The following is a 2,114-nucleotide window of genomic DNA, read 5'->3' as shown; positions in this document are numbered from 1 at the left end:
CCGAATCGAACGCGCCGTGCAGGCCGAAACCCCAGCCAAGCCCGGTTTGGCTGCCCGCGTGCGACAGCATCGCGTCGCGCGCCGGGACGCGGATCGCCCTGCCTGCCCGCTCGGCGACGATCAGGATAACCGCAAGCTCCCAGCGGCCGGTCAATGCTAGGAGCGGCACGGCCAAGAGATTGATGCCGTAGCCAACAATCGTAATTGGCCAATAGCTGCCGGTGCGATCGCTGAGATAGCCCGAGACAAGCCGCAATGCGTAGCCGAGGAACTCGCCAAATCCCGCGACAAAACCGACGATGGCGGCGCTCGCTCCGAGGACGCCAAGGTAAGGGCCGGTGACGCTGCGCGCGCCTTCGTAGGTCATGTCGGCGAATAGGTCGACGACGCCAAGCAGCACGATGAACCGGATGGCGCTGTGGCGCGGGAGATCGGTGCAGGCTGGCGCGGTCTCGCTCATAAGGGGGTATCTTCTTCGCTCTGGCGAAACGAAAAGGCAGGACTGCGAAGGCTATCTTTTCAGCCTATGGTCAATATAACAAAATTCGCGATACGGATAGTCCTACTGAGTCAAAAAGTCGCGAGGCCCCTCCGCTAAGAATCAGCTATGCGGCGAGATTCGATCATCAGCAGGAGGGACTGGTATGGATCTCGCATCGACGGACGGCAGTGAAGCACGATTTACGGCATATGTCGAAGGACTTGTGAGTGTGATAGGGCATGCGGACCGGTCCGGCCCACTGCGGGATTATTGCCTTGGCTTGATAATGCCGTGCGAGCGCAAGAGCGTCGAGCCGATGGCGGCCATAACGGCGCCAGACCGGACGGCGGCGCAGCACCAGTCGCTGCTGCATTTCGTTGGCCAGTCGCCTTGGTCGAACGAGAAGGTATTGGCGAAAGTGGGAGAAATGGTCCTGCCGTCGATCGAGCGCCACGGACCGATCGAAGCGTGGATCATCGACGACACCGGCCTTCCCAAGAAAGGCCAGCACTCGGTGGGTGTGGCGCGGCAATATTGTGGTCAGCTCGGTAAGCAGGACAATTGCCAAGTGGCGGTGTCGTTGTCCCTCGCCAATCACCACGCGAGCCTGCCGGTAGCTTGGCGTCTCTATCTGCCGAAAGAGTGGGCGGTCGACCACGAACGCCGGCGCAAGGCGGGCGTTTCCGATGAGATAGATTTCAAGACCAAGCCCGAGATCGCGCTCGAGCAGATCGAGGCGGCCTTAAAGGCCGGACTTTCTCGCGGCGTGGTCCTGATGGACGCGGGCTACGGCTGCAACACAAATCTGCGTGCCGGCATCGGCGCGCTCGCGTTGACCTATGTGGCCGGTATCTTGCCGAACACTACGGTGTGGACGCCCGGCACGGGACCGCTGCCGCCGAAGAAACGGGCGGGCCGCGGCGGGCGGCCGGAGCGCCTTCGTCGCGACGCCGAGCATAAACCGATATCGGTCGAAGAACTCGCTCTCGGCCTCCCCAAGCGCTCTTGGCGCAGGATTGCATGGCGGGAGGGGACGGTCGAGCCGCTGATGTCGCGCTTTGCTCGCGTGCGGGTTCGTGTCGCGCATCGAGATTACGCATGCTCGGAAAGCCGGCCCGAAGAGTGGCTGTTGATCGAATGGCCCGAAGGTGAGAAAAAGCCGGCCAAATATTGGCTTTCGACCCTGCCGAAAAACATCGCCTTCCGCAAACTGGTGGACCAAACCAAACTGCGTTGGCGTATCGAGCGCGATTATCAGGAGCTCAAAGGAGAAGTCGGGCTCGGACATTTCGAAGGACGCGGCTGGCGCGGCTTCCACCACCACGCCACGCTGTGCATCGCCGCCTACGGATTTCTGGTCTCCGAGAGGGAGAGGATTCCCCCCTCAGGACCTTGTTCCGCCACTGGGCTCAAGAAAATTGCCGTTCCCGACGGTTATCGACCCGGAGGCGCCCCCGATAAGACCAGAACGTCACATCCCGAACTCGATCGCAACCATGCGGCGACGACTCATGATTGCGCTCGCGCGTCGCCTCTCACGATGTCCATGCTGCAACCGATCCGCCAAACACAACCGCCGCAGTTTCTGACGCAGTAGTAATAGGAGTCTGTCGCGCGAATACAACACTTAGCC

Annotated in this window: 1 protein-coding gene and 1 pseudogene; one reads left to right on the top strand and one right to left on the bottom strand. The window is 61.4% G+C overall.

The genetic code is table 11. The features are described from left to right. Positions 1-460 (bottom strand): annotated as a pseudogene (locus ACREXZ_RS30700) (MFS transporter); the annotation flags it as partial. Positions 461-644: 184 nt separating this feature from the next. Here ACREXZ_RS30700 and ACREXZ_RS30695 point away from each other — a divergent pair. Further along, a complete protein-coding gene (locus ACREXZ_RS30695; RefSeq protein WP_431767891.1) occupies positions 645-2,078 on the top strand; it encodes an IS701 family transposase in 1,434 nt (477 codons plus the stop codon). The last annotated feature ends 36 nt before the right edge of the window (positions 2,079-2,114 follow it).

Source organism: Paraburkholderia sp., assembly GCF_050742655.1.
In the GTDB taxonomy this organism is placed as follows: domain Bacteria; phylum Pseudomonadota; class Gammaproteobacteria; order Burkholderiales; family Burkholderiaceae; genus Paraburkholderia.
This window is presented reverse-complemented; position numbering and strand designations above follow the sequence as displayed.

Bases quoted from the DNA above. Each gene is read 5' to 3' on its own strand.
- ACREXZ_RS30695 (WP_431767891.1), top strand. From the start codon at position 645: ATGGATCTCGCATCGACGGACGGCAGTGAAGCACGATTTACGGCATAT.